General features: G+C 73.9%; 23 protein-coding genes. 10 read left to right on the top strand and 13 right to left on the bottom strand.

Translation table 11 applies throughout. The features are described from left to right. Positions 1 to 119: 119 nt before the first annotated feature. Entirely contained in the window at positions 120 to 1322 is a 1203-nt protein-coding gene (locus VFZ92_RS03810; RefSeq protein WP_330874268.1) for an acyltransferase, read from the top strand. Here the strand turns inward: VFZ92_RS03810 and VFZ92_RS03805 are convergent. From VFZ92_RS03805 to VFZ92_RS03790, 4 genes are read right to left on the bottom strand one after another with little or no spacing between them, the layout of a single operon-like run. Next, positions 1306 to 1788 (bottom strand): hypothetical protein, encoded by a 483-nt coding sequence (locus VFZ92_RS03805; protein ID WP_330874267.1) that lies wholly within the window; start codon positions 1786 to 1788, stop codon positions 1306 to 1308. The genes VFZ92_RS03810 and VFZ92_RS03805 overlap by 17 nt on opposite strands. Continuing rightward, on the bottom strand, positions 1785 to 3170 hold the full coding sequence (locus VFZ92_RS03800; protein WP_330874266.1) for a HAMP domain-containing sensor histidine kinase: 1386 nt from the start codon (positions 3168 to 3170) through the stop codon (positions 1785 to 1787). The genes VFZ92_RS03805 and VFZ92_RS03800 overlap by 4 nt, the downstream gene beginning before the upstream one ends. Further along, positions 3167 to 3841 (bottom strand): response regulator transcription factor, encoded by a 675-nt coding sequence (locus VFZ92_RS03795; protein ID WP_330874265.1) that lies wholly within the window; start codon positions 3839 to 3841, stop codon positions 3167 to 3169. The genes VFZ92_RS03800 and VFZ92_RS03795 overlap by 4 nt, the downstream gene beginning before the upstream one ends. A gap of 41 nt (positions 3842 to 3882) precedes the next feature. Then, positions 3883 to 4635, bottom strand: a complete 753-nt coding sequence (locus tag VFZ92_RS03790; protein WP_330874264.1) for an SGNH/GDSL hydrolase family protein — start codon at positions 4633 to 4635, stop codon at positions 3883 to 3885. A 141-nt stretch (positions 4636 to 4776) separates the two neighbouring features. Between VFZ92_RS03790 and VFZ92_RS03785 the strand changes: the two genes are divergently transcribed. From VFZ92_RS03785 to VFZ92_RS03760, 6 genes are all read left to right on the top strand, one after another. Continuing rightward, positions 4777 to 5316: an RDD family protein gene (locus VFZ92_RS03785; RefSeq protein ID WP_330874263.1), complete on the top strand. Its 540-nt coding sequence runs from the start codon at positions 4777 to 4779 to the stop codon at positions 5314 to 5316. A gap of 22 nt (positions 5317 to 5338) precedes the next feature. Further along, on the top strand, positions 5339 to 7036 hold the full coding sequence (locus VFZ92_RS03780) for an alpha/beta fold hydrolase (RefSeq protein ID WP_330874262.1): 1698 nt from the start codon (positions 5339 to 5341) through the stop codon (positions 7034 to 7036). A 106-nt stretch (positions 7037 to 7142) separates the two neighbouring features. Then, a complete protein-coding gene (locus VFZ92_RS03775; RefSeq protein WP_330874261.1) occupies positions 7143 to 7595 on the top strand; it encodes a hypothetical protein in 453 nt (150 codons plus the stop codon). A 9-nt stretch (positions 7596 to 7604) separates the two neighbouring features. Next, a complete protein-coding gene (locus tag VFZ92_RS03770) occupies positions 7605 to 8255 on the top strand; it encodes a response regulator transcription factor (RefSeq protein WP_330874260.1) in 651 nt (216 codons plus the stop codon). A gap of 73 nt (positions 8256 to 8328) precedes the next feature. Next, a complete protein-coding gene (locus VFZ92_RS03765) occupies positions 8329 to 9504 on the top strand; it encodes a sensor histidine kinase (RefSeq protein WP_330874259.1) in 1176 nt (391 codons plus the stop codon). Further along, positions 9504 to 10157 carry a response regulator transcription factor gene (locus VFZ92_RS03760; RefSeq protein WP_330874258.1) on the top strand — a complete coding sequence of 218 codons (654 nt, stop codon included), beginning with the start codon at positions 9504 to 9506 and terminating at the stop codon, positions 10155 to 10157. Before VFZ92_RS03765 ends, VFZ92_RS03760 begins: the two co-directional genes overlap by 1 nt. Here VFZ92_RS03760 and VFZ92_RS03755 read toward each other — a convergent pair. Beyond that, entirely contained in the window at positions 10150 to 10428 is a 279-nt protein-coding gene (locus tag VFZ92_RS03755) for a hypothetical protein (RefSeq protein WP_330874257.1), read from the bottom strand. The genes VFZ92_RS03760 and VFZ92_RS03755 overlap by 8 nt on opposite strands. A gap of 61 nt (positions 10429 to 10489) precedes the next feature. On the opposite strand from VFZ92_RS03755, the gene VFZ92_RS03750 reads away from it, so the two are divergent. Beyond that, on the top strand, positions 10490 to 11107 hold the full coding sequence (locus VFZ92_RS03750; RefSeq protein ID WP_330874256.1) for a TetR/AcrR family transcriptional regulator: 618 nt from the start codon (positions 10490 to 10492) through the stop codon (positions 11105 to 11107). Positions 11108 to 11427: 320 nt separating this feature from the next. Further along, positions 11428 to 12855 (top strand): rifampin monooxygenase, encoded by a 1428-nt coding sequence (rox, locus tag VFZ92_RS03745; protein ID WP_330874255.1) that lies wholly within the window; start codon positions 11428 to 11430, stop codon positions 12853 to 12855. 68 nt (positions 12856 to 12923) lie between these two features. On the opposite strand, the gene VFZ92_RS03740 is transcribed toward rox, so the two are convergent. The 8 genes from VFZ92_RS03740 to VFZ92_RS03705 all read right to left on the bottom strand — a co-directional run bounded on the left by VFZ92_RS03740 (position 12924) and on the right by VFZ92_RS03705 (position 18917). Further along, complete coding sequence (locus VFZ92_RS03740; protein WP_330874254.1) at positions 12924 to 13835, bottom strand: GDSL-type esterase/lipase family protein; 912 nt, start codon at positions 13833 to 13835, stop codon at positions 12924 to 12926. A 55-nt stretch (positions 13836 to 13890) separates the two neighbouring features. Beyond that, on the bottom strand, positions 13891 to 15381 hold the full coding sequence (locus tag VFZ92_RS03735) for an FAD-dependent oxidoreductase (protein ID WP_330874253.1): 1491 nt from the start codon (positions 15379 to 15381) through the stop codon (positions 13891 to 13893). 3 nt (positions 15382 to 15384) lie between these two features. Next, on the bottom strand, positions 15385 to 16302 hold the full coding sequence (locus VFZ92_RS03730) for a diiron oxygenase (RefSeq protein WP_330874252.1): 918 nt from the start codon (positions 16300 to 16302) through the stop codon (positions 15385 to 15387). A gap of 226 nt (positions 16303 to 16528) precedes the next feature. Beyond that, the gene (locus VFZ92_RS03725; protein WP_330874251.1) at positions 16529 to 16750 is read right to left on the bottom strand and encodes a hypothetical protein; all 222 of its coding nucleotides are present in this window, start codon (positions 16748 to 16750) and stop codon (positions 16529 to 16531) included. 38 nt (positions 16751 to 16788) lie between these two features. After that, the gene (locus VFZ92_RS03720) at positions 16789 to 17076 is read right to left on the bottom strand and encodes a hypothetical protein (protein WP_330874250.1); all 288 of its coding nucleotides are present in this window, start codon (positions 17074 to 17076) and stop codon (positions 16789 to 16791) included. Between the two features lies 1 nt (position 17077). Further along, positions 17078 to 17329: a hypothetical protein gene (locus tag VFZ92_RS03715; RefSeq protein WP_330874249.1), complete on the bottom strand. Its 252-nt coding sequence runs from the start codon at positions 17327 to 17329 to the stop codon at positions 17078 to 17080. Positions 17330 to 17345: 16 nt separating this feature from the next. Beyond that, on the bottom strand, positions 17346 to 18395 hold the full coding sequence (locus VFZ92_RS03710) for a GlxA family transcriptional regulator (RefSeq protein WP_330874248.1): 1050 nt from the start codon (positions 18393 to 18395) through the stop codon (positions 17346 to 17348). 174 nt (positions 18396 to 18569) lie between these two features. Beyond that, positions 18570 to 18917, bottom strand: coding sequence for an STAS domain-containing protein (locus tag VFZ92_RS03705; protein ID WP_330874247.1), 348 nt, complete (start codon positions 18915 to 18917; stop codon positions 18570 to 18572). Positions 18918 to 19438: 521 nt separating this feature from the next. Between VFZ92_RS03705 and VFZ92_RS03700 the strand changes: the two genes are divergently transcribed. Further along, a complete protein-coding gene (locus VFZ92_RS03700) occupies positions 19439 to 19834 on the top strand; it encodes a hypothetical protein (protein WP_330874246.1) in 396 nt (131 codons plus the stop codon).

Raw genomic sequence — 19834 nt, 5'->3', positions numbered from 1 at the left:
CACATTTTCGGTCCGTCCGCTCGCGGGCGGGCCGAACCCGATCACCGCGACGGGTCCGCGACACGGCCGCGACACGGCCGGGACAGGGCCGGGACCCGCGCCCAGCAGGCTCGGGACCCATGGGTGTTCTCGAACGGGGTCCCGCGCGCTCGGCGGGACTGGACGGTGTCCGCGGGGTCGCGGTGGCCGGGGTGCTGCTGTTCCACGCGGGCCACCTCGGCGGTGGTTTCCTCGGTGTGGACCTGTTCTTCGCGCTGTCCGGCTACCTGATCACGGACCTGCTGCTGCGCGAGGTCGGGTCGGACGGGACGGTGTCGCTGGTCGCGTTCTGGGGCAGGCGGTTCCGGCGGCTGCTGCCCGCCCTGACCCTGCTGATGGCGGGCACCACGCTGGCCGTGTGGGCGCTGGGGGAGCCGGACCTGCGGGCGACGGCGCTGTCGGACGGCCCGTGGGTGCAGGCGAACCTGGTGAACTGGCACCTGCTGGCCGAGTCGGCGGGCTACTGGGACGGGTTCGGGCCGGGGCGGGTGTTCGGCCACCTGTGGAGCATCGCAGTGGAGGAGCAGTTCTACCTCGTGTGGCCGGTGGTCGTGCTGCTGGTGGCCAGGGCGGTCGAGCGGGTGGAGCACGGGGTCGCGCTGGTCGCGGTGGTCGTCTCGGTGCTGTCCCTGGTGCTGGTGGTCCTGCTGTTCACCCCCGGCGACCCCACCAGGGTCTACACCGGCACCGACACCAGGGCGTCCTCGCTGCTGCTGGGCGCGCTGGCGGCCACCGCGCCGGTCCGCCGGGCCGTGGTCGAGGCGGTCGGCCGCCGGGTCGTCCCGGCGCAGGTGCTGGTGACCGGCGCGCTCGCGGTGCTGTGGACCAGCGCCGACGGCGAGGACGCGCACTGGCTGTTCCGGGGCGGGCTGTTCGCGCACTCGCTGCTGGCGGCGCTGCTGGTCCTGCTCTGCGCGCGGACGCCGGACTCGGCGGTGACCCGGCTGTTCGGCTGGGCCCCGCTGCGCGGGCTCGGCCTGGTGTCCTACGGCCTGTACCTGTGGCACTGGCCGGTGTTCGTGGTGCTGTCGGAGGACCGGCTCGGCCTGCACGGGTGGGCGCGCACGGGGGTGCTGTGCGCGGTGTCGCTCGGCCTGGCCGTGCTGTCGAAGGTCCTGGTCGAGGACCCGATCAGGTTCCGCGCCCCGTGGGCGAGGGGACGAACGGGGCTGGCGGTCCTCGCGGCGGCCACGGTCGCGCTCGCGGCGCTGTGGGTCGTCGTGCCGGAGCCGCCCGCGGCCCGGATCGACGTGGGCGACCTGCACGTCAGCCGGGTGGGATGACCGGGCAGCGGCGGGGCGGGTTCGGCTCGGTGCCCGGCAGGGTGAACACCACCAGCACGGTGGTCGACGCCGAACCCCCGCCCTGCACGTGCACGCCCAGCGCGGTGCACACGACCTGGTCGACGCCCAGGTCGGTCAGGTCGGCGCCGGTCAGCGGCAGGCGGACGGTGATCCGGTCGGCCGAGGTCTCCACGACCACCCTGGTCTCGCCCCGCGCGCTGATCTCGGTGTGCAGGTCGGGATCGGCGCCGGGGCCGGTCAGCAGCAGGGCCAGCGCCTCCACGACGGTGCCCAGCCTGCCGGTCTCGCGCGGTTGGGGCCGCAGCCGCTGGTCGGCGTCGACGAAGAACAGCGTCACCCCCGGCGCCAGGCCGGTCGGCGCGCGCATCCCGTCGACCACCTCGGAGGACCCCGCGCCGCAGCCGGTCAGCAGCAGGGCCAGCCCGACGGCCGCGAGCCGCTTCACGACGGTTCCCGGTGGTGGCGCGGGAGCCGGAGCACGAACCGCGCCCCACCGCCCTCGGCGTTGCCCGCCACCAGGTCGCCGCCGTGCAGCCGCGCGTTCGCCAGCGAGATCGCCAGCCCCAGGCCGCTGCCCGCCGAGTGCGCCCTCGCGGTGTCGGCCTTGTAGAACCGGTCGAACACGTGCGCCACCACCTCCTGGTCCAGGCCCGGCCCGTGGTCGGTGACCTCGATCTCCACCCGCTCGTCGTCGGCGCTCAGCCGCAGCGCCACCGGCGGTGCGCCGTGGCGCAGCGCGTTGCCGACGAGGTTGGCGATGATCACGTCCAGCCTGCGGCGGTCCAGCGTCGCCCCCACCTCCTCGGGCAGGTCCAGCCGCACCAGGTCCCGCCAGCCGCGCGCGCCGAGGCAGTCGCGGACCGCCCCGGCCACCTCCACCGGCTCGGCCCGCAGGCTCACCATGCCCGCGTCGAACCGGGAGACCTCCATCAGGTCCTCCACCAGGGCCACCAGCCGCTGGGTCTCGGCCAGCGCCAGCTCGGCGGACTCCCTCGCCGCGGGCTCGCGGTCGTCGACGGAGTCGGCCAGCACCTCGACCACGGCGGTCAGCGTGGTCAGCGGGGTGCGCAGCTCGTGCGAGACGTCGGCGACGAACCGCCGCAGCTCCGCCATCGCCTCCTGCACCGACGCGGCCATCCCGTTGACCGTCCGGCCCAGGTCGGCCAGTTCGTCCCCGCCGCGCGTCGACATCCGGGCGGACAGGTCACCCGCCGCCAGCGCCCGCGCGGTGTCCCGGACCCGGCGCACCGGCCGCAGCACCCCGCCCGCCGCCACGAGCGCCAGCAGCACCGCGACGGGCAGCGCCAGCGCGCTGGTCAGCGCCGCCGTCCACAGGAGGCGGCCCACCTGCCGGTCGGTCTCGGCGAGGTCGCGCACCGCGTAGACCTCGACGCCGGAGGGGGAACGCCGCAGGTCGATGCCGGTGAGCACGATCGGGGTGCCGATCAGCAGCTTCCGACTCCCCCCGGTGGTCACGGTCTGGAACACCAGCCCGCCCCGGTCCCGGACGGCGGCCCGCAGGGCGTCGGTGATCACCGGCAGGTCCCCCGACCGCAGGTCGCGGTAGCTCACCTGGGTGTCCTCGCCGATCGAGGCGCGCAGCCGGTCGAGCGAGTCGGGTGTCGGTGGGTGCGCCAGGTCCGCGGTGACGGCGCTGATCTGGCGCTCCAGCGTCTCGGTGAGCCGCCGCCTGCTCTCCTCCTCCAGCGCGGTCCCCGCCGTCGCGGCCCCGGCCCACGCGGCCGCCGCCGCGCCCAGCACGGTCACCAGCACGAAGGCCACGACCAGCCGGGAGCGCAGCCCGCGCGGGCGGAACCACCGGCTCACAGCGGGCCGAACCGGTAGCCGAAGCCGCGCACGGTCTGCACGTACACCGGCTCGGCAGGCACGTCCTCGATCTTGGCGCGCAACCGCTGCACGCAGTTGTCCACCAGCCGGGAGTCGCCGAGGTAGTCGTGCTCCCAGACCAGCCGCAGCAGCTGCTCGCGGCTGAACACCCGGCCCGGCGCGCCGGACAGGGTGAGCAGCGTGCGCAGTTCGATCGGGGTCAGCGCCACCGGCCTGCCGCGCTTGGCCACCGACGCGCCCGCCGCGTCGATCACCAGGTCGCCGGACGTGCGCACCTCGTCGGTCGGCAGCCCGCCGCGGCGCAGCACCGCCTTGATCCTGGCGTCCAGCACGGCGGGCCGCACGGGCTTGACCACGTAGTCGTCCGCGCCCGCCGACAGCCCGGCCACCACGTCGAAGTCGTCCCCGCGCGCGGTGAGCACGATGATCGGGACCGACCCCAGCGCCCTGATCCGGCGGCACACCTCGAACCCGTCCACGTCCGGCAGCATCACGTCCAGCACCACGAGGTCCGGCGCGGCGGAGCGGACCCGGCGCACGCCCTCCTCGCCGGTCCCCGCCGTGCTGACCTCGTTGCCGTAGCGGGCCAGCGCCAGCTGGAGCGCCCTGCTGACCCGCGGATCGTCCTCGACGAGCAAGATCACGGCCATCTGCCCAGTATCCGGGTCGCCGGTGTCCCAGCCACCGGGGGTCAGCAGCCCCGGAACGCCGGGTCGCCCGCCCAGCCGGTGTTGGCCCAGACCTCCGGCTCGGCGGGCGTGAACCCCGGCACGAGCCGGGCCAGCTCCTCCAGCAGCCACGTGGTGAACCGGGCCGCGCCCTGCGGGCAGGTGTGGACGCCGTCGGGGTGGCGGTCGCGCTCGCCGTCGCGGTCCTGCTGGTAGGTCGGCCCCCAGACCGCCGCGCTGTCCAGCACCGCGGCCCGGCCGCCGGAGCCGTCGGCCACCGCCCTGGCCACGGCGGTGGTGCGCCGCAGCTCCTCGACGTGCGGGGCGTAGAAGTCGTCGACCCTGATGGGCGGCACCGTGGTGAACACGAGCTCCGCGCCCGCGGCGGACACGGTCTCCAGCAGCCTCCCGTAGGCCGCGCGCTGCTCCTGCTCGGTCCCCCAGTCGAACGTGGACACCTGGTAGACCACCACGGTCGGCGCGAACGACCGCAGCTCCTCGGTGAGCCGGTCCCACGTGGCCGTGGTCAGGTCGGGGATGCCGGAGACGTTGCCGCCGCCCTCGGAGGCCATCGACTCCAGCGCCAGCCCGCCCGCCTTCGCGGCGGCGGCCAGCGGGACGGCCTCGCCCGCGGCCACCGAGTCGCCCATCCACAGCAGCCGGGCCGAGGGGGACGCGGTGCTCCCGGCGGCGGTGGGCGACGGGTCCGCCCCGGAGCAGGCGGTGAGCAGGGACAGCGCGGAGGCGGCGATCACGACTGCGGCACGTGTGGTCATGGCCTCCACGGTTCCCCTCCCGCGTCCACGTCCCGTCCACCGCGTGTCCCGGTCCTGTCGCAACGCCGCGCGCTCACGGGCGGACCGTCCATGTGAGACACCGCTCGGCGGGGTGGGGCCGCGGTCTGGAAGGGTGGGCGGGTGCTCGACGGGCAGAACGTGGTGCTGCGGCGGTACCTCCAGCACGTGGTGGACCAGGTGCTGGTCCACGTCGCCACCGCCTCGGCCACGCTGTGGGGGGCCGCCGCGGCGTACGGCCTGGTGAGACTGGGCGCCCCGTGGCAGGTCCTGTTCCTGCCGCTGGTGATGCTCATCGGGGTCAGCCTGCTCGGCACCCTCTACGTCGAGGTCTTCGTGCCCCACCGGAAGGACGACGCCACACCCGCGATGCGCTGGCTGGGGCTGAAGGTCGTCCGGCTCGACGGCGGTCGGCCGAGCAGGCGCGACTACCTGGTGCGCTGGCTGCTGTTCGCGGTGGACGGCCTGTTCCTCGGCCTGCTGGGCGCCGTCCTGATCGCCGTCACGCCGAAGCACCAGCGCTTCGGCGACCTGGTGACGCGGACCACCGTCGTGCGCGTCGCGAAGACCCCCACCTCGTCCCGGAGGACTAGGCGGTCGGCGGATCTCGTCCTCGCGACCGAGGCCGCGGAGCGCGCGGGCCACCACGATCGCAGGTCTTGATCCTCGATCCGGAAGGCCCACCATGCGACGACAGGCAAGGGTCGCGGCGGCGGTCGTGCTGACCGTCATCACCACCTCCGCTCCCGCCACCGCGCTCGCGGACCCGCTCGACCGGTACACCGAACAGCAGGTGACCTGGGGGGCGTGCCCCTTCACACCGCAGGAAGGGGCGCCCGCCGTGGAGTGCGCGCTGATCAAGGCCCCGAGGGACTGGGCGGCACCCGACTCGGGCGTCGACCTCGACGTCTCCGTCAGCCGCACGAAGGCCACCGGTGACCGCGCCGGGGTCCTGCTGCTGAACCCCGGCGGCCCCGGCGGGCAGGGCGCCGCGTTCGCGAACTCGCTGGCCGGGCTCGAACCCGAGGTCAACGGGAAGTACGACTTCATCGGCATGGACCCGCGCGGCACCGGCGGCACGTCGCCGACCGACCTCGGCTTCCGGTGCCACGTGCCGACCGGGCGCCTGCCCCAGGGCCTGCTGGACGCGCGGGACCGCGGTGCGCGGAGCATCGCGGCGCACCAGCAGGTCCCGAGGGCCGTCGCCGAGGCCTGCCAGAGCGACGCCATCGCCCCGTACGTCACGACGTGGCAGACCGCGCACGACATGGACCTCGTGCGGACGCTGCTGGGGGAGGAGAAGCTCAACTACCTCGGCTACTCCTACGGGACCTGGCTCGGCGCCAAGTACGCGTCGCTGTTCCCGGCCTCCACCGGGAAGGTGGTGCTCGACTCCAGCGTGAACTGGCAGGGCAGGCTCCAGGCCGCGTTCGAGGCGTTCCCGGTGATCGACCAGCGCCAGTTCGACGACCAGTACCTGCCGTGGGCGGCCCGGAACTTCCCGGACGTCGTCGGCTCCACCCCGGTGGAGGCGAAGGCCACGTGGGAGCGGGCGCGCGTCTTCTTCGCGTCCCAGCAGATCTCGCCGGACGGCTTCGACCGCGCGTTCGTCGGCATGGGCAGCCCCCTGGGCTGGCTGCTGGGCACGCTGGTGTTCGTGATCGGCGCCAACGGAGCCGCCGGCGGCGGCGAGTCGCTCGCGGGCGTCGCACCGGAGCTGCGGGAACGGCTGGACGGCCTGTCCCGCACCGAGTTCGGCGTGCCCGCGGCCGAGCTGACCCCGGCGCGGATCGCCGAGGCCGCGCCGGACTACACGTTCGTCCCCGGCACGCGCTACGCGGTCGCGTGCGGCGACCAGCCGACCCGGTCGGCCGCCTGGTACCGCGCGCTGAGCGACCGCCAGGGTCCGGCGAACCCGTTGTACGGCTGGGCCTACGGGCTCTCCGAGCCCTGCGGGTTCTGGTCCGACGCGCCCAGGCGGCAGCTGCCGACGCTGCCCGCGCAGGTGGCGGGCAACATTCTGGTGGTGCAGGGCGAGTTCGACCCGCAGACCGGCTACGAGCAGGCGCGCGACGCCGTGCGCGCGGCACCGGGCGTCGGGTTCGTGTCGGTGGACGACGCGCCGTACCACGGCCAGTACGCCACGAGCGGCAACCCGTGCGTGGAGGGCATGGTGAACGTGTTCCTGCTGCACGGTTCCCGGCCGGGGACCGCGGTGTGCCCCGGTGTCCCGCTGATCGACGAGGACGTCGTGCACCCCGTCGCGGGTCCCGTGAAGACCCCCGCGACCGTCCTGGCGGCGCAGGCCCCGACGCCCGCGACGCCGCTGCGCGACCACGTCCAGGAGTACCTGCGCGAGGTCAACGCGCACTCGCCCCGATAGGGAGCCGGCTGATCCCCTAGTGCCCGCGCACTAGGGGATCAGCCGAAAGAACTAGGCGGATCCTCCTTGCACTGCGCCACATCCGGGAAGGCCATAGCTTTCGGGCATGGTTACCTCGACGCACAACACCACCCCTCCGACCACGATCATCGCGGCCTTCTTCGGCTTCCTCGCGAACACCGTCACCAGCCTGGTGTCGATCGCCGTGCTCGCCGGGTCGCGCGACCAGCTCGTCGACACCCTGCGCCAGTCCAGCGGCGCGTCGATGACCGAGGAGCAGCTCCAGAGCTCGGCCACGGTCGGGCTCGCCTTCGCCATCGGCGTCGCGGCGCTGATCGCGCTGGTGGACCTGTGGCTGGCGTTCAAGCTCAAGGCGGGCCGCAACTGGGCGCGGATCGTGCTCACGGTGCTCACGCTGCTCCAGCTCGCGTCGATCCTCACCACCGACGGCAACACGGCCATCGGCTACGTGAGCTGCGCCATCGCGGTGATCGCCGTGGTGCTGAGCTTCCTGCCCGCCTCCAACGCCTACATCGCGGGCGTCAAGCGAGCCGGGTGACCGGACCCGATGACGATCCGAGTGCTGGTCGCCGACGACCAAGCCCTGGTGCGCACGGGTTTCCGGCTGATCCTCGACGCCGACCCCGGCATCCAGGTCGTCGCCGAGGCCTCCGACGGCGAGTCGGCGGTGCGGCTGGCGCGGCACCTGCGCCCGGACGTCACCGTGCTGGACGTGCGGATGCCGAGGATCGACGGCGTCCGCGCCACGGAACTGCTCGCGGGCGAGGGCGTGCCGGATCCGTTGCGGGTCCTCGTGGTGACGCTCTACGACGTGGACGAGACGGTCGAGGCCGTCCTGTCCGCGGGCGCGGCCGGCTTCCTGCTCAAGGACGCCGGACCGCGCCTGCTCGTGGAGGCGGTGCACGCCGCCGCGCGGGGCGAGTCGATCGTGTCGCCGTCGGTCGCCACGAGGCTGCTGCGGCACTTCACCCGCACCACCCGCCGCGCTCCCCGGCGCGACGAGGTGCCGTTGACCGCGCGGGAGTCCGACGTCGTGCTCGCGGTGGCGCGCGGCCTGGAGAACGCCGAGATCGCGGCCGAGCTGTCGATCTCGCTGTCCACCGTCAAGACGCACCTGGCGGGCGCCCGGAACAAGCTGGGCGCCCGCAGCCGCACGGAGATCGCCATCTGGGCCTGGGAAGGTGGACTGGTCGAATGACCCGACCCGAACGGCCGCTCCGCTCACGGGCCTGGTCGGTGACGCCGTGCGCGACGGCGGGATGATCGTCCCCATGGCAACGACCGGACCTCCCGCGCGCCGAGGCGTGCTCGTCGCCGAGATCACCGCGCTGGTGGTGGCGACGATCGCGGACAACGTGCTGGTGGTGCGGCAGGGGGGCAACTCCGGGGTCGTGTCGTCCGCGCTGTCGGCGGTGGTCCCGCACATGGGCACCGCCGTGGCGGTGCTGGCCGTGCTGCGCCGCCGCTTCCCGGACCGCGTGGCGCTGCTCGGCTGGTCGGTGATCGGTCTGTCGGCGCTGAGCACGGCGGTGGCCGGGTTCGTGGGGATGACCGGGGTCGGGTCGGCCTCCCACCCGGTGGTCACGGAGGTCCTGGCCGTCGCGCTGGTCGCGGGTGCGGGGTGCAGGCGCCTGCGGCCGGTGGGGGCGACGGTGCTCGCGACGGCCGCGGGGATCACCGTCGTCTCCGCGCCCGTGGTCCGCTACGGGTTCGAGTCGAGGGCGGCGCTGGGAGCGGTGCCCGCCGCGCTGCTGTGGGGCACGGCGCTCGCCATCGGCCTGGTGCTGCGCGACGCCGACGCCCGGCACGTCGCCGCACTGGACCGCGTGCGCGAGAGCGAGCGCCTCCAGCTCGCGCGGGAGCTGCACGACCTGGTGGCGCACCACGTCAGCGGGATCGTCGTCCTCGCCCAGGCCGCGCACGCCCTCGCGGAGGACCCGTCGGTGCCCGACCAGGACCCGGTGGAGGTCTACCGGGAGGTCGAGCAGGCGGGTGCCGAGGCGCTCACCTCCATGCGCAGGCTGGTCGGGATGCTGCGCAGCGACCCGCTGCCGCCGCTGCCCAGCGGCACCCTCGGCGACGCGGTGCGCGCCGCCGCGGGCGACCAGGCCGAGGTGGACGTGACGGAGGAGCTGGACGGGATGCCGGTGCCGTCGGACCTGTCCAGTACGGTCCACCGGATCGTGCTGGAATCGATGACCAACGTGCGGCGGCACGCGCCCGGCGCCACCGCGGTCGAGGTCAGCGCCTACGTGGACGAGGGGGAACTCGTGCTGGACATCCGCAACGACGGGGTCAGCGGCGACCGCGGGGGCGACGGCTACGGCCTGGTGGGCATGGCCGAGCGGGTCTCGTCGCTGGGCGGGGCGCTCGACGCCGGTCCGGAACCGGACAACCGCTGGCGCACGACCGCGTGGCTCCCGCTGCGCGGCGAGGAAGGGGTCTGATGCCGATCCGGGTGCTGATCGCGGACGACCAGACCCTGGTGCGCACCGGGTTCCGGCTCATCCTGAACGCCGATCCCGGCATCGAGGTCATCAGCGAGGCCGCCGACGGCGAGGCCGCGGTGCGGCTCGCCCAGCGGTACCGGCCCGACGTGACCCTGATGGACATCCGGATGCCCAAGCTCGACGGCCTGCGCGCCACCGAGCTGCTCGCCGGCCCCACGGTCGTCGACCCGCTGCGGGTCGTCGTCGTGACCACCTACGACGTCGACGAGAACGTCTACGCGGCCCTGCTCGCGGGGGCGTGCGGCTTCCTGCTCAAGGACGCGGGGCCCCGGCTTCTCCTCGAAGCCGTGCACGCGGCGGCCAAGGGGGAGTCGATGGTGTCTCCCTCGGTCACCGTGCGGCTGCTGAAGCACTTCACCGAGGACGCGGGCGCTCGGACGCCACCGAGGCCGGACATCCCGTTGACGGCGCGGGAACTGGACGTCGTGCTGGCCGTCGCGAGAGGACGGACGAACGCGGAGATCAGCGCGGCGCTGCGGATCTCGCTGTCCACCGTCAAGTCCCACCTCGCGAGCGTCCAGGCGAAGCTGGAGGCGCGCAACCGCACCGAGATCGCCATCTGGGCGTGGCGGAACCGGCTGCTCACCTGACCTCACCCCGGTGGTCGGCCACGTCGTCGACGTCGGCGTAGCGCCACGGCAGCAGCGGCGGGTCGCCGGGCGACGGCGCTCGGGTGGCCCGGTCCTCCTGGCGCTGGACCTCGATGTGCGTCCGGTGCGAGCTCGGGTCCCAGATGTCCTCGAACGGCGCCACCAGCGAGTGGCCGCTGCCGCGCTGTCGGGCCCGCACGGCCAACCACGCGAACACGGCCAGGCTGAGCGGAAGGCAGGCCACCGTCGCCAAGGGCCCCAGGAAGTCCATGCGCCCGACCGTACAGTAACGTCGTGTATCCAGAAACGGTCTGTTACTGAAGTAGGTGGGCATGGCCAGGCTGACCCGCGCCGAGCAGCAGCGGCGCACCCACGACCAGCTCCTGGAGTCCGGGCGGCAGGTGTTCCTGCGGCGCGGGTTCCTGGCGGCGACGGTCGAGGAGATCGCGGCGGACGCCGGCTACACCCGCGGCGCGGTGTACAAGCACTTCGACGGCAAGGAGGGCCTGTGGCTGGCGATCGTGGACGGCCACGCGGAGGCGCACCTCACCTGGCTGCGCGCAGCCCTGGCGGGTGCCACCACCCGTGACGAGCTGGTCGCCGCCCTGTTCCCGGCCACCGTGCTGGACGAGGACGCGGCGAAGTGGAGCGCGGTCGCCGCGGAGGTCCTCGCCGCGACGGCGCGGCAGCCCGTGACGGCGGCGGCGGTCGCCGCGGTCCAGCGGCGCCACGACGACCAGGTCGTCGCCCTGCTCGACACCCACGTGGAGCGGCTGGGCGTGACGCCCGCGATCCCGCTGTCCCAGGCGGTGGTCCTGCTGGGGGCGCTGGGCATCGGCCTCGCCCTGCGCACGGCGGTCGCCCCGACGGCCGGTTCCGCCGACATCGTGGACCACGTGCTGGCGGGCCTGTTCCCGGTCGGTGCCGACCGAGAGCGTCGACGATCCTGACGGCACGGCGACCTCCCGCCCACCCCGGATCTCCGACGGCCGGATCCGCGAGCCGGTGGAGGGGCCGTGGGCGAGGGTCGGCGCTGACGACGGTCACGCGGTCGCCGAGGAGTCCGGGGTGGACGGGTCGCCGATCGCGACGAACGCGGTGCGGCAATGCCAGCGTCTGTCCACAGTGGTCCTGAAACGACGAATGGCGAGGAGTTCAACACTCCTCGCCACACTCAATTTATAGCTCACCGGGGGGCTTGCGGCAAGACCGGGGTGCTGCCGCAGACTCTGCGGCCGGACGTGCTGACTCGGATGGGCGGGGGATCAGGTTGATCGACGTGGTGGTGGCGGGCGGCGGGCCCACGGGGCTGATGCTGGCGTGCGAACTGAGGTTGCACGGCGTGCGGGTGCTCGTGCTGGAGCGGGACGAGGAGCCGACCAGGGTCGTGCGCTCGCTCGGCCTGCACGCGCGCAGCATCGAGGTGGTGGACCAGCGCGGTCTGCTCGACCGGTTCCTCGCGGTCGGCACGACGCACCCGGTCGGGGGCTTCTTCGCGGGCATCCCCAAGCGGTCGCCGGAGCGGCTGGACACCGCGCACGCCTACGTCCTCGGCATCCCGCAGACCACCACGGACCGCCTGCTGACCGAGCGCGCCGTCGAACTCGGGGCCGAGGTCCGGCGGGGCCGCGAGGTGGTCGGGCTGAGCCAGGACGAGCACGGGGTCACCGTCGACCTGGCCGACGGCGAGCACCTGCGCTCGCGCTACCTCGTCGGCTGCGACGGCGGTCGCAGCACGGTGCGCAAGCTGCTCGGCGTCGGCTTCCCCGGCGAGCCGAGCCGGGTCGAGACGCTGCTGGGCGAGATGGAGCTGACCGCGTCGCCGGAGGTCCTGACGGCCGTGATGGCGGAGGTCCGCAGGACGCAGGTCCGGTTCGGCGCGATGCCGCTGGGGGAGGGGGTGCACCGCGTCGTCGTGCCCGCCGAGGGGGTGGCGGGGGACCGGTCGGTCCCGCCGACGTTCGAGGAGTTCACCCGGCAGCTCGTGCGGGTCGCGGGCACCGACCTCGGCGCTCACTCGCCGCGCTGGCTCTCCCGCTTCGGCGACGCCACCCGGCTGGCGGACAGCTACCGGGTCGGCCGGGTGCTGCTGGCGGGCGACGCGGCGCACGTCCACCCGCCCACGGGCGGGCAGGGGCTCAACCTCGGCGTCCAGGACGCGTTCAACCTCGGCTGGAAGCTGGCCGCCGCGGTCGGTGGCTGGGCGCCGGAGGGGCTGCTGGACAGCTACCAGGCCGAACGGCGTCCGGTGGCCGCCGACGTGCTGGACAACACCCGCGCGCAGATGGAGCTGATGTCCACCGAGCCGGGGCCCAGGGCGGTGCGCAGGCTGATCGCCGAGCTGATGGACTTCGAGGACGTGAACCGGCACCTGACCGAGAAGATCACCGCGATCGGGCTGCGCTACGACTTCGGCGGGGGCCACGACCTGGTCGGCAGGCGGCTGCGGGACGTCGGGCTCAAGCGCGGACGCCTGTACGGGCTGCTGCACGCGGGCCGGGGGCTGCTGCTCGACCAGACCGGCGGGCTCTCGGTGGCGGGCTGGGAGGACCGGGTCGACCACGTCGTGGACGTCAGCGAGGAACTGGACGTGCCCGCGGTGCTGCTGCGGCCGGACGGGCACGTGGCGTGGGTCGGGGAGGACCAGCGGGACCTGCTCGACCACCTGCCGCGCTGGTTCGGTGCTGCCGCGGGTTGAGGTCGGCGGCGTGGCCGGGGAGGAGCAGTGGGGCCTGCTCGGCCGCCTGCCCCTGGTTGAGCGGTCGGTCAGCGGCCGGTGGCGGCCAGGACCGCGTCGGCGATCTCCCGGTGGCCCTCGGGTGTGGGGTGGACGTCGGTCCGGGTGCAGAAGTACGTCAGGGCGCACACCTTCGCGACGGGGGTGGGGATCGGGCCGTAGGTCGGGTCCTGGGTCACCTCCGTCAGCGGTCCGTAGCCGCCGGTGGTGGCGGTGACGTCGACGAACGTCGCCCCCACCCGTTCGTACTCCGCCTTGAGGGCGGTGTTGAGCACGTCCCGGAACAGCGGCACCGACAGGCGCGCGAGGTTCTGGCCGTTCGGGAACGCGGGTGACACCCACGCCCCGAGGAACACGTCGGGGTAGGTCAGGCCGACGATCGGGGCGTCACCCGCGGCCTCCCGCAGCGCGGGCAGCATCGCGGCCAGACCCGCGCGGATGCCCTCCACCGCCTGGGACGCGCACACCACCGGGTCGGACGCCAGCGCGCACGGCGCGAGGTCGTTGCCGCCTATCACCACCGTCACCAGGCCGACGCGGCCCTCGTTCTCCCGCAGCGCCCGCACGGCGGCGTCGACCTGGGTGAGGCCCGCCGGGTCGGCCGCGTCGGCGGCGCGGTTGCCGACGGCGCAGCCCGCCTGGTCGCGCATCTGCGCGGACGTGGCGCCGCTGCACGCGAGGTTGACGAGCGTCAGGTCCGCCCGCTCGGCCACCAGGTAGGCGAAGCCGTCCCGGCTCGGACCGGCGGGCGCGCCGGAGCCCGCGGGCCGGTAGCCGGTCGCGTAGGAGTCGCCCAGCGACACGTGCACGCGGTCGACGGGCGGCGCACCGCCGCCGCTGGTGGTGGTGGACGTCGACACCGGGTTCTCGACCGGACCCGCGGTGCAGGAGGCGAGCAGCAGCAGCGCACCGACGAGCGCGAATCGCCGAACTCCCGGCACGCCAACCCCTTCCGTCCGGAAAACCCGGTCGTTCCCAGCGTACAGACCGGCGGGGTCAGGCCCGGCGGAGCAGGCGCGCCAGCGCACCGCGCCGGGGCCGGGCGGGCAGCCTGCCGTCCGCGGCGTCGGCGAGGAGCGTGCCGACCGTCTCCGCGGCGCACGTCCTGTTGGCGCCGATGCCCCCGGTGGACCCGCGCTTGATCCAGCCGACGACGTAGGTCCCCGGCCGGTCCACCACCCGTCCGCCCTCGTGGGGCACGGTGCCGGTGGCCTCGTCGAAGGGCAGGCCCGGCAGCGGCGCGCCCCGGTAGCCGACCGCTCGGACCACCCGCCCGGCGGCGATCTCCTCGTCGCCGTCGGGACCGGTGACGAGCAGGCCGCGCACCGCGCCGTCACCGAGGACGGCGAGGGGCGCGGAGTGGAAGCGGAACACGACGCGCCGCCCGGCGGGCGGCGGTGCCGACCAGTCGACGACCTCCCGCGCGACCCGCTGGAACGCACTCGCCCCGAGGGCGTCGACGGTCGTGGCCGTGCGGGGATCGCCCACGTCGAGGACGACGCCGGCGCCGTCCCGCTCGACGAGGGCGAGCAGCTCCGCCCTGGAGCACGCGGCGGACTCGGGACCGCGCCGTCCGAGCAGGACGACCTCGCGGACCTCCGACGCCGCCAGCCGCGCCAGCGCCCCTGGAGCGATGGACGTGCCCGCCAGGGTGGCCGGGTCGGCGGTCAGGATCCGCGCCACGTCCAGCGCGACGTTGCCGTTGCCCACCAGCACGACCCGCTCGGACGACAGGTCGACCGCGTCGTCGGCCACGTCGGGGTGGCCGTTGTACCAGGCCACCACGGTCGTGGCGGCGAGGCTGCCCGGCAGGTCCTCACCCGGCACGCCCAGGCTCCTGGCCGACGCGGCGCCGACCGCGTAGACCACCGCGTCGTGCCGCGCGGCCAGTTCCCGCACGGTGACGTCCTTCCCGACCTCCACACCCAGGCGCAACCGGAGCCTGGGGTGGTCGTGGAGACGCGCGAAGGTCTCGCCGATCCTCTTCGTCGACGGGTGGTCGGGCGCGACGCCGTAGCGGACGAGGCCGCCCGCGACCGGCAGCCGGTCGAGCAGCGTGACGCGGGCGTTGGTGTGCAGCAGGAGGTCCTGGACCGCGTACATGCCCGCGGGGCCGGTGCCCACGACCGCGACGTCCAGCGGCTCGGGGCCGCCGGGGGTGGTGCGGGCGAACACCGGCGGACCCCAGGCGTGGAAGTTCGGCCCGTGGTCGGCGTCCGCCCCGGCGGTGTCCGCGGTCGCGTAGTAGTCGGCGTTGATGCTCGCGTAGGCCGTGAGCGGCCCCGTCAGCTCGTCCACCGGGAAGATCGCGTCGACCGGGCACGCCTCCGCGCACGCCCCGCAGTCGATGCAGGCGCGCGGGTCGACGTGCAGCACGTCCGTGGTGCCGAAGTCCGGCTCGTCCGGCGTCGGGTGGATGCAGTTGACCGGGCAGACCGCCACGCAGGACGCGTCGCTGCAACAGGTCTGGGTGATCGCGTAGGCCATGGGTCAGATCAGGTTCGCGCGCCGGTAGAACCACGTGGCCGCCCTGGTGAGCAGCCCGGCGGAGTGCAGGAACCCCATCAGCCCCGCGCAGCTCGACCGCAGCATCGACCGGTGGTGCTCGTTGGCCCTGGCCTCGCGGATCGCCCGCTCGGGGTCGAGCCCGGCGTTCGCGTAGACCTTCTCGCTGACCATGCTGGTGACGATGCAGTACGAGGCGATGGCCACCACCAGGGCGTTGAACTGCCTGCGCGGCCAACCCGCGCCTGCCAGCCTGGCCCTGGTCTCCTCGCGGGCGAACTCCATGTGGCGCGACTCCTCGATCACGTGGATGTTGTTGATGGTGCGCACGAAGGGCGCCACCCGCTCGTCGCGCATCCAGTCGCGCTGCATGACGTCGAGCACCTCCTCGGCGACCAGGATCGCCGCGTAGGCGGCCTCGCCGACGGCGACGGTCTTGAACGCGCGGCCCAGCTCGACCACGAGCCTGCGCGGCCGGTAGGCGGGAGCGCCCAGCTTCTGCGCGCCGCGGGCGAACATGATGGAGTGGCGGCACTCGTCGGCGATCTCGGTCAGCGCCCACTGGAACGCGGGATCGGTCGGGTCCTTCGCGTAGAAGTCCCTCAGCACCATCTGCTGGAGGATCATCTCGAACCAGATCCCGGTGCTCGCGACGGACGCGGCCTCCTGCCGGGTGAGCGCCCGCTGCTGCTCGGGCGTCATCTCCTGCCAGTACGGCGTCCCGTAGAGGGTGCTCCACTCCGGGCTCGTGCCGTGGAACCCCTCGTCCAGCGGCGTGTCCCAGTCGACCTCCCGGACGGGGTCGTAGGACAGCGCCTCGGAGGAGTCCAGCAGCCTGCGCGCGACCGCGTCGCGGTCGCGCCGCGGCTGAGCTGCTCGGTCGTGGGTCTCGGCGCTGGTCATGAGGGCTCCCTGATGACTAGTTGTATGTAACCCAAAGTTACAGTTACCAACGGTAACATGAACTTGGGTGGGCGCGCCAGGTGCGGTGGCGTCGGGGGACGTCGAGGAGGGAGCGCGTCGTGATCGGGTTCGAGGTCGATCGGTCCGCTGGTGGTCGACGGGAACGGTGACGAGCTCGAAGGGGAGGGCGACCTGGCGCGGTGCCCGACGCACGGGATCGAGGTCGTCAGCGACGAGCGGGGCGTTCTTCGACCACCTGCGCGTCATCGCCGCGTTCACGCCCGGTGCCAAGGGCTACCCCGACCGGGCGCGGTTCCGCACCCACCAGGCGACGGCCGTCGCCGCCGAGGTCGTCGGAGACCTGCCCGTCACCGCCCGCCGACGTGCGGGCGTACCTCGCGAGCGGTGTCCAGGCCGCCCGACCGGGGTCCGCCGGGACAGTCCACATCGGACCGTTCCTGGCGGGCCCCGTCGAGCGGGACGGTGCTAGTCGCTCGCCGCGTTGCACGCGGTGGAGGCGTGCGCCGCCTCCACCTCGATCGCGAGCAGCGAGACGTAGCAGGCGAGCGGGCCCGAGGCGCCGCCGTTCTGACCGACGTCGCACGCCGCCCGCACCTTGGGACCGACCACGTAGTTCCGTGCCCTCAGGTACTCCTGGCACTTCGCGGAACTCGCCTGGGCGGGCGCCGCGAGCGCGGTCGAGCACGCGACCACCGCCGCTGTCGCCGCCACCAGCACCGCCAACCTCCGCGGGACCCCTCCACCCGCGGCCATGTCAGGCGTTCCACCAGACGTAGAGGTCGTGGAACGTCCCGCCGCCCGTCCACTTGCAGTAGTAGTCGCGCCAGAGGAAGTTCAGGTACCTCTTCCCCGCCTTCTCGCACAGGTCGCGGTTGGCGTAGGTCGCGTAGTAGTCGTACTCGACCGCGGTCCGCGGCGAGGTCGGTGCGCCCTGCGCCGCCGTGCCCGGCAGCACGAGGAAGGCCGCGGTGATCGCCGCCGCGGCGAGACCGGTGATCGTCTTCACGGGTTACCCCCAACAGTCAGTCCGCGGTCGCTCCGTTCGTCCGCGGATCTCCACGGCCGGGAGTCTGCTGGTGCGGCGGTTCCAGCGGTCGGGGCATGTCCGGCATCCTGCGAATCCTGTCCCCGGTGACCCCGTACAGGTCGAGGAACGCCTGCCGCAGCGTCTCCGCCGACCGGAACCCGCACCGGCGCGCGATCGTCGCCAGCGGCAGGTCGCTGCCGCGCACCAGGTGCACGGCGGCCTCGGCCCTGGCCGCGCGGACCGCGCGGGCCGGGGTGGTGCCCAGGTGCGTCGCGAACAGCCGGGTGAGGTGGCGGGTGCTGACCCCGGCCCGCGCCGCCAGCGCGGGCGGGCTCAGGTCGTCCGCCAGGTGGGCGGCGATGTGGCCGTGCACGTCGCGCACCAGCCGGTCACCGGTCGGCGGGGCGGCCAGGAACATGCTGATCTGCGCCTGGTCCGCGGGCCGTTGCAGGTAGGTCACCAGTTCGCGGGCGACGGCGCGGGCCAGCGCGGGGCCGTGGTCGTCCTCGATCAGCGCGAGCGTGAGGTCGAGCGCGCTCGTCACCCCGGCCGAGGTGTAGACGTTGCCGTCGCGCACGTAGAGGGGCGCCAGGTCCACGGTCACCGCAGGGAAGACGGTCGCGAGGACGTCGCCGTACCCCCAGTGGGTGGTGGCGCGCCGCCCGTCCAGCAGCCCGGCGGCGGCCAGCACGAACGCGCCCGTGCACACCGACGCGACCCGCCTGCTCCGCTCCGCCAGCCGCCGCACCTGGGTCAGCATCCGCTGGTCGGTCATGACCGCCCGCGTGCCGTGCCCGCCGACCACCAGCACCGTGTCGATCCGCCCGGTCACCGAGGCCAGCCGCCGCGCGCCCGCCAGCTGGATCCCGGACGACGTGCGCGCCCTGCGCCCGCCGACCGTCGCCAGCTCGACCGCGTAGGGCGGCGCCGCACCGTGCTCGTTCGCGATCTCCAGCGCTCCGCTCGGGCAGGCGACGTCCAGGATCTGCGCGTCGTCGTAGGCGACGATCACGACCCGCCGCGCCGAGGTGGCTCCTGCGTTCATCGGGAAAAAGTATCGGGCGACGACAGCGGTTCGCGGCGAAAACCCGAACGTGAGTCCCCACCGACGACGGGGCGCACCGGCTGGTGCGCCCGGAGGTCACCGGGGTCGAGTTCTCCGAGGTGCGGCCCGCGGTGGCTTCGGGTGATCCCGCCGTGACAGGGCTCTCCCGGCCGGTCAGCGGTTCAGCTCGCGGGGGAGCAGCGCGTCCTCGACCGACGCCGCGAGCACCACGTGCCGGTCCATCCCGGTCAGCCTCATCAGCCGGACCACCTGGGGCGAGCCGACCACGCGCAGGTCCGCGCCCCGCTTGACGACGGCGATGAAGGAGGCGAGGCCCACGGAGTCGCAGAACGGCACGGCCCGCAGGTCGATCACCAGCACGCACGGGTCGACCACGGCGTCGTCCAGGTGGTGGGCCAGCACCGGGGCGGTGTCGGCGTCCAGTTCGCCGGTGGCGGTGACGAGCACCGCTCCGGGTACGCGGACCACGTCCACGGAGAATGCATCCTCAGACTGCGCCATCACGGGCGGTCCTCCTCTACCTCGTCTCGCCGGCGGACGGTGGCGTCCTGCTGGGCGCGGTTCGGGGGTCGTGGGCACGGCGAACGCCCTGACCGGGTCGGGGGCGGCGGGAGCGGGTCGTCGCGGGAGCGCGGCGAACCCCACCTGGACGGCGGAAGTCCGGCTGCCACGGGCCTGGCCCGTGGCGCCGACCGCGGTCACAAGTCGTCCATCACTCCTGGAACATCGGACCCGGCACGCGGGTTCGTTACCGGTTTAGGACCGGTGGAAACGGGTACCACGGCCGGAGAGGTTGCCCGGTGACACGCTGACCTGGGTAGATGGTTATTTGGTGACATTTTTTGCTCACGGGTGCGTGGATCAACGCGCTGGGCCACCCGGCGTCAGCTCCGCGCGGCCGACCGGGGGAAGGCGTCCGGAGTGGACGGGCGTCCACGGGACCGCTGGGGCGCAACAGGGTTGGCCGGGTCCCGTTCGCGGTACCCGACGGGCAACGTGCCGCTGATCGGGAAGGTCCCCGGATGAGATTCGAGTTCGCGTTCGAGCAGGTTCCGGAGCGGGTCCTCCACCTCGCGGGCATCACGCGGCGCAACTCCGCCGTCCTGGTCGACGACGAGTGGTTCACCGCCCACTTCGGACGGTGGACGGTCCGCACCCCGCTGACCAACGTCGTCAGCGCGTCGACCGGCGGGCCCTACCGGTGGTGGAAGGCCGTGGGCGTGCGCGTGTCGATGGGCGACAGGGGTCTCACGTTCGGCTCGTCCACCCGGTCGGGCGTGTGCGTGGCGTTCCGCGAGCCCGTGCGGGGCCTGGAGCCGTGGGGGCTGGTCCGCCACCCCGGCCTGACCGTCACCGTGGCCAGGCCGGACGACCTCGTCGCCGCGCTCACCGCTGATCGGGCGTCCGAAGTGGACTGA

Source organism: Umezawaea sp., assembly GCF_036375055.1.
Classification (GTDB): domain Bacteria; phylum Actinomycetota; class Actinomycetes; order Mycobacteriales; family Pseudonocardiaceae; genus Umezawaea.
Note: the sequence above shows the minus strand (reverse complement) of the source record. Positions and strands in the feature narration are given on the sequence as shown.